This window comes from Pedobacter sp. 01N416 (assembly GCF_056399685.1).
Genome location: NZ_JBFTRT010000361.1, coordinates 1 through 7,181, shown reverse-complemented (window position 1 = coordinate 7,181; position 7,181 = coordinate 1). Strand labels below are relative to the sequence as shown.

Below are 7,181 nucleotides of genomic sequence, written 5' to 3'. Positions count from 1 at the left end.
GTATTAAAAGATGCAGCTTCGGCTGCAATATATGGGGCAAGGGCTTCGTTCGGCGTAGTGATCATTACGACCAAAAAAGGCAAAAAAAATCAAAAAACGCAGTTAACTTACAACGGAAGTTTTGCATTTCAAAAGCCAGTCGATATTCCTGAAAAGGCGTCGCCTCTGGAAACCGTCCAGGGTTATAAAGATATGGGCTATACAACTTATTGGTCAGGCCAGAATGTAGATAAATGGCTTGGCCTGCTAAAACAGTATAATGCTAATCCGGGCAATTTTCCGGAGGCAGGATGGGTTGAGGATGGCGGTTATCGCTATTTTTTAAAGGCCAACAATGAGATGAAAGATATGACCTCAGGGGCGGCTACCAAATACAATCACAATATATCCGCGTCAGGAGGTAGTGAGCATATTGATTATCGGTTTTCGCTCGGGCAGGCAAATGAAGATGGTATATTTATAACCGATAAAGACCGTTATAAAAGAACCAATGTATCTGCTTACGTCAATGCAGACATTAACAAGTGGCTTGCCACTTCAGTTGATGTTAAATATGCCAACGGTTATAGGACTATGCCGAAAAATGCTGGAGAATTTGCTTTGTATGGAACCACACACCCTTCCTATTATCCTACAGATTCTTTACCGTATAATGGTGTAATGTATCCTGTAAACACCCCGGCAAATATTATCAAGAACAGTGATGTAGAAAGCTGGTTAAATAAAAATACCCGCATCTTTTCCCGTACAGAACTTTCACCTCTTAAAGGACTTAAAGGCTATCTTGAATATACTTACGAAACTAATATCCAGGATAATAAATGGTATAACAATCTGTACTGGTTGCAGCGGGGAGTTGAAAATGCACTGGATCCATCTGACCAATCCACTGCTTACTTTAAAGATATAAACCAGATTACCTATAAATCCCTGAATGCCTATCTAACCTATGAGAAAAGTTTTCTGAACTCCCACACCATAAAACTTACCGCTGGATTTAACCAGGAGGAAAGTACTTCCGAGGGGCTGTCGTCAAAGAACTATTACATGATCAGCAATGGTCTGCCTTCCATTTCGGGAGGTACGGGAATAGTTGAATCAAAGGACCGGTTTAGTGAGTATGCTATCCAGAGTGGTTTTTATCGCCTTAACTATAATTTTAAGGACAAATATTTACTTGAAGCCAATGGGAGATACGACGGTAGTTCCAAATTTCCTGCCGATCACCGTTACGGTTTTTTTCCATCGGTATCCGCAGGTTGGGTGATCAGCAAAGAGTCATTCATGCAATCATTTAATTGGATGAATACCCTTAAGGTAAGGGCATCTTATGGTTCACTGGGCAACCAGAGTATTGATGACTACCAGTTTTACTCAGTGATGAACTCATATCAGCCATTCTGGATATATAATGGYCTTCGGCCTACCTCATTGACAACGCCAGGCCTGGTGCGTAAAGATTTCACCTGGGAGAAAGTAAATACGGTTGACATTGGCGTTGATGTTGCCTTTCTAAAGGACAGGCTTTCTGCAAATTTTGACTGGTACAGACGGAATACACTCGGGATGTTATCCCCAGGGCTTGATTTTCCAGCAGTAGTCGGCGTCAGTGCACCACTGCAGAACGCCGCAGATCTCAAAACAAAAGGATGGGAGCTTTCGATACAATGGCGTGATAAAATAAATGATTGGAGATATTCTGCGGGCTTTAATCTTTACGATTCCAGGAGCTTTATTACCCGGTACCGCAATGAAAACAAAGTGCTGACTGATTACTATGAAGGTATGGAAATGGGCGAGATATGGGGCTATGTTACCGATGGGTTTTACACTGCCGACGATTTTGAATCAAATGGTGCCTTGAAAAAAAATGTAGTTGCTATTCAGGGGGTGATGTCGCATGAGGGGGATATAAAATATAAAAACCTCAGAGATGATGCGAATTCGATTAATCAGATCGATATTGGTAATGGTACCCTGGCCAATCCCCAAATTCCTTCAGAATGCTTCTTATCTTCGTTTAAAAAATGTTTCCCTTGGCTATGTTATTCCAAAATCATGGTTTGGAAAGATCCCTTTAACGGGTGCCCGGATATTTTTCAGTGGTGAGAACATTTTCACCTTCACCAAGTTTATACCCGGAATAGATCCGGAATTCACCAAGCCTATACCCGAAAAAGATCCGCAATCCAAGCCTATACTCGGAAAAGATCCGGAACTGCAATGGCAATATCCTCAGATGGCTACCTATTCATTTGGAATAAATGTTAACCTTTAATTTAAACGTAATGAAAAGAACAACTATTTATATACTTGCATTGATCAGTTTATTTTCATGCAAAAAGAATTCTTTAGATAAATATCCCAAAGACCGGCTTATAGAGGAAACGGCTTTTATTACCTATGATAATTTTAAAACTTATGGGTGGTCGTTGTATGATATATTCGAAAGCCCCACCCACGTACAATATGTAGGTACCAATGATGCAGTAGGCTGTATGTATAACGGCGATTTTTTGAGTGGGGTTTTACAGAATAAAGGACAATTGAGAAATCCATGGGCATGGCAATTGGTTACCCCTGAACAAAATGCCGGAGGCTGGGACTTCTCTTTCATACGGAGGGCCAACATCATGCTTGACCACATTGATCAGTCGACAATGAGTGATATCGACAAGAAACACTGGCGCTCAGTAGGTCTGTTTTTCAGGGCGTATCATTATGTGGAGCTACTGGCCCGTTTTGGAGATGTACCATGGCTGGAGCATGTTGTGAAAGAATCAGACGAAAACATCATCTACGGTTCAAGAACAGGACGGGATATAGTAGCGGCCAATATTTTAAGGGATCTCCAATATGCCGAAACAAATATTAAAGTTCTGGGTGAAGGTGCATCCAGCAATACGATCAATCAAAAAGTGGTAAGGGCATTGTTATCAAGGTTTGCCCTGTTTGAAGGAACATGGAGGAAATATCATGGACTCGATAATGCGAGTACCTATTTAACAGAGTGTGCTCGCGCATCAAAACTATTGATAGATGCTACGCCGACCATCGGTAACAATTATCAGCAGTTATGGTCTACTGAAGTATTGAAAGATTATCCCGGGGTCTTTTTGTTCAAGGAGTATACAAACTCCATTATTATGCAGCCATTTTCAAGAGCGGAAAGAGGCGGTGGCCAGAAAGTGGAAATGCATGCCCGGACTTTAGAAAGGTATTTGTGCACAGATGGTAAAACCATTTCGAAGAGCCCTTTGTATAATGGCGATGCCACCATAAATGATGAATTCAGGAATAGGGATCCTCGTCTTTTGTATCGGGTAATTCCTCCATATAAAGTAAACGGAACATTAAATACCACTACCTGGAGCCATACTGGTGCCCCTCTAGACAGAGAATACATCGACGTAATGAATGCATTGGACAAAACTGCTAACAGACCATTTCCGGTAAAAAGCTGGCAGCCATTTATTATTTTGAATTCTCCCAATATACAGGGGGCTCAAATCAACCAGGCGCCTGTTTCCTGCAATACCGGTTATTATTTCTACATGTACTACAATACAGAGACCAATGTTACCGGTGGCGCTAATTTTTCAACAACGGATGTTCCGCTTTTCCATGTAGAAGAAACCATGCTGAACTATGCAGAAGCAAAATATGAGCTTGGAGAATTCGATCAGTCCGTAGCCGACCTGACGATTAACAAACTGCGCACGCGCGTAAATGTCGGTAAAATGGTCGTGGCTGACATTAATTCGTCTTTTGACCCTTTACGCGATCCTTCGGTGCAACCGCTACTTTGGGAAATAAGAAGAGAAAGAATGGTTGAACTGATGGGGGAAGGTTTTAGTTTTCATGATGTAAGGAGATGGAAGAAGGCAGATTATTTCATCAATGTTCAGCCCTTGGGCGCAAGACTCGCTTCCTCCTGGCAGGGTGGGTTGCCGTCTTCACTCAAGTTTGTTACTGCCGGAAAAGATGCTGGCAGGTGCTATGTTTGGGATGATCCTATAGCAGGAGGAAAAGGATGGTTGGACAAATATTATTTGTACCCGATCCCCACTGCGCAGATTGCGCTTAATCCAAACATTAAACAAAACCCAGGCTGGTAGCTCAGCGATAAAAGAGGTTGTATCATAAATATAGAATTGTCATCCTGAGCCTGTCGAAGGACCTGTTTAAATGCCCTCTAAGGTGTTTCGACAGGCTCAACATGACAGCATCTGAGGTGAAATCGCCTTTATGATACACCCTCTTTTATGATATCAGCGCAATCGCATCTCCAATGATTTAAAAGATAGAAGAAGAATGCTGTTCTATTCATTAGGTAGCAATATAAATTATTAAGAGAAATGAAGAAAATCACCTTTTATATTTTGTTTTCCGTACTTGGATTTATGGCCAGCGCACAAAATGCGGCCATATCAAAACCCAATGTTATTTATATCCTTGCTGATGATATGGGGCGTGGAATGCTATCTTATTACGGACAGAAAATCGTAAAGACACCGAATATTGATAAGATTGCAAAACAGGGCGTAAGCTTTAACCGTTCCTACGCAGGTGTTTATTGTGCGCCATCCCGGGCCAGTTTGATCACGGGTTATAGCGATTGCCGAAAAGGAAAATATATACTGACCCAGGCGGGTATTTATGAAAAGGTAGCGAAAGGTTTATTGTCGGATGAGCGGGCACAGGCTAAAGTAGATAGCATCGTTGGCGGTGAACCCGACATTACCTATTTACCCCAGTTGTTTAAACAGGCTGGGTATATTACTGGCGAAATAGGGAAACTGGATTACGGTTTTGTAACCACTACCAATCAGATGAAAAAACACGGATGGGATTACTGGTATGGTTATTACGACCATCAGCAATGCCATGGTTTTTATCCTATGTTTTTGCATGAAAACGGTAAAATGATTTCTGTTCCGGGCAATACCAGGCCCGATGCGGGCAAGACTGGCGAATGGGGCTCGGAAGAAGGAGAAAAAGAACGCTGGAACATGGAGGGGAAAACGGTTTATTCACAGGATCTGTTTTTAGATAAGATACTTTCGTTTATCCATCAGAACAAAAACAAACCCTTCTTTCTTTATCATCCTACGCAATTGCCTCACGGCCCGGTGTCTATCCCGGCTATTCATCCTGATTTTGTTTTTAACAACAAACTGACGCAGATTGAAAAAGRATATGCTTCTATGCTTAAGAAGCTGGACGATAATGTAGGGATAATTATGGATGAGTTGAAAAAAACGGGACTGGATAAAAATACCATTATCGTTTTTTCTTCAGATAATGGCCATGAACTGTATTATAGCTACAAAGGTCGTGTAGAGAAACCCTATAGGAACATGCAGACCGGAAAGGGATTTGATAACATTACCGAAAAATTTTATAGCAATATTGGTGGCGATGTTTTTGATGGCAATAATGGTATGGCAGGCTTAAAGCGTATGAATTGGGAAGGCGGTGCCAGAGTCCCTTTGTTTGTAAGTTGGCCGGGGTATTTTAAACAGAATGTAGTGTCGCAGCAATTAGTGGGCAATTACGATTTTATGGCAACCATAGCAGAATTGTTGCATATAAAGCCAAAAGATAAAAAAGATGGCGTTTCGTTCTTATCAACCTTAAAAGGCAAGAAAAATGAAGCAGAACATGATGCCATTGCATTCGCATCGCCCATGGGCCCGGCATTGATCACTAATGACGGATGGAAGCTCCGGTTCCTTGCGGCAAAGAAAATTTATCAGCTCTATTATTTGCCCGATGACTATAAAGAAGAACATAATCTTGTGCAGCAACAGCCAGGTAAAGTAGAGGCTTTAAAAAAGATATTAATTGAAAAATGTGATGGCGATGTAAATAATGGTTGGTTTAATGATGATCGGGATGTCAAAGCAGTGAGATAGCCTATTTTAAATCTATGGCGTCTATCAGATGATTTATTGAATTCGATAATGATCCGTTACGGGCCTTTGGCGTTCGATCGAATTTTCATCCTGTTTTTTGTCACTGATACCTAGCTAGCTAATTGCTTTCTTTTCCATGTAATTTGTCTAATGCCGGCCTAACTAGGGCTTTAACTATTAAATTTAGCAATTTATCTTCTTTTTCGGTGGATATCCAGCTAGTTGTGTCATCAATTCTTTGATGCTTTTTTGGTTATTTATATCGGATTCTGAGCATTACCGATATGTTGATGGAAGGGCTTGGGTTTGAGTCTTTGTCAGTAAGAATTGTTTTCCATTTTAAGTTTTTTGTTTTGTATGGGCGTGCTGCTGCTCGAGCCTTGGTTTTTGTCCCTTTTCTTAAAGCTTTCCTTTTTGATTGTAGTTGATCCCTCTTTTAGATGCCTTGATAGGCTAACTTGTTGATAAAGTGATAAAAAAGGCCTTGTTTTTAAGATTTTCCCCCTATTTGTTTAAGATTTTCGCTATGTAATATTTTTGTGATTATACAATTTTACAATATAACCAAACTAACCAATAAACCAGTTTTTACGAAATGTGACCTCATGAAGGAAAGGGCCTGCCTGAAATCAATGTATGCAATAATATCATTGACGGTGGACAATTCCATTTTTTGCAGCTTTTTAGCTTAAGATGTTAGTCATCGATATCCAGCTGGATTAATCTGGCTGATGTAGAACTAACAGGATTGATAGCAGCAGAAATGATGGTTATTTTTTGATAGTAAACTGAAGATTTTAACTCATAACCGATGAACAGAATATTTTTTCTTTTGGCCCTGCTAACTTTAGTTGTTAAGGAGGCAGATGCCCAGCAGACAGGAAAAATCGACAATGATACCAGATCTAGCAGCCTGATCGCTGCAGCTCCCTTTTTACGGATCACGCCGGGTGCCCGCATTGCTGGCATGGGCAATGCCGGGGTAGCGGTTGAGGCTGATGCGCATTCGGCGGCCATTAATGCCGCATCGATGGCCTATCTGCCTTTGGGATCAACAGGAATAGGTTTAACCTATACCCCGTGGATGAGGAATCTGGTGCCGGATATGAACCTTGCCTACCTGAGCAGCTACCACAAGTTGGACGAACGCAATACCATAGGGGCTTCTTTGAGGTATTTTTCTATGGGCGCAGTTAGCCTTACCGATGATAACGCACAGGGATTGGGAACGGCCCGCCCAACAGAGTTTGCGGCCGATATCAG

Annotated in this window: 4 protein-coding genes; all 4 read left to right on the top strand. The window is 41.4% G+C overall.

Annotated elements, in window-relative coordinates; all coding sequences use genetic code 11:
• Positions 1-2,109: SusC/RagA family TonB-linked outer membrane protein (locus tag AC1DND_RS18730; protein WP_477583923.1), on the top strand; the 2,109-nt coding region annotated here is incomplete at its 5' end.
• A gap of 179 nt (positions 2,110-2,288) precedes the next feature.
• Positions 2,289-4,118, top strand: a complete 1,830-nt coding sequence (locus AC1DND_RS18725) for a RagB/SusD family nutrient uptake outer membrane protein (RefSeq protein ID WP_477583922.1) — start codon at positions 2,289-2,291, stop codon at positions 4,116-4,118.
• Positions 4,119-4,358: 240 nt separating this feature from the next.
• On the top strand, positions 4,359-5,918 hold the full coding sequence (locus AC1DND_RS18720) for a sulfatase-like hydrolase/transferase (RefSeq protein WP_477583920.1): 1,560 nt from the start codon (positions 4,359-4,361) through the stop codon (positions 5,916-5,918).
• 811 nt (positions 5,919-6,729) lie between these two features.
• Positions 6,730-7,181: PorV/PorQ family protein (locus tag AC1DND_RS18715; protein WP_477583918.1), on the top strand; the 452-nt coding region annotated here is incomplete at its 3' end.

Coding starts and splice junctions, on each gene's coding strand:
- AC1DND_RS18725 (WP_477583922.1), top strand. CDS start 2,289: ATGAAAAGAACAACTATTTATATACTTGCATTGATCAGTTTATTTTCA.